This window comes from Mesorhizobium sp. M7A.F.Ca.MR.362.00.0.0, from assembly GCF_004023175.1.
Lineage (GTDB): Bacteria > Pseudomonadota > Alphaproteobacteria > Rhizobiales > Rhizobiaceae > Mesorhizobium.
Genome location: NZ_RZTF01001060.1, coordinates 1 through 256, shown reverse-complemented (window position 1 = coordinate 256; position 256 = coordinate 1). Strand labels below are relative to the sequence as shown.

1 protein-coding gene is annotated in these 256 nt (G+C 33.2%); it reads left to right on the top strand.

Annotated features, from left to right (window positions below):
- Positions 1 to 34 precede the first annotated feature (34 nt).
- Positions 35 to 256: hypothetical protein (locus EOC06_RS39115; protein ID WP_206631452.1), on the top strand; the 222-nt coding region annotated here is incomplete at its 3' end.

Sequence of the window (256 nt, the reverse complement as noted above, 5' to 3'; positions counted from 1 at the left end):
CGTAACCGTTTATCTTAAAAAGACAAAGACCATTATGGTCGATAAAGTAATTGAAGTGAAAACCATTACTAAAACGAGAAATCAATACTTTACTTCTACTCAAAATGTTACACAAGATTATGCTAACTTTGATGCGATACTAAATTCTTTAGGGCTAGGTCTAGATGATAAGAAATTAATAGAGGCAAACTATAGCTTTATGGGTGGTTCCATTAATTATACGGATTGGTTAAGTCAAAATGGCGGTGTATACGGC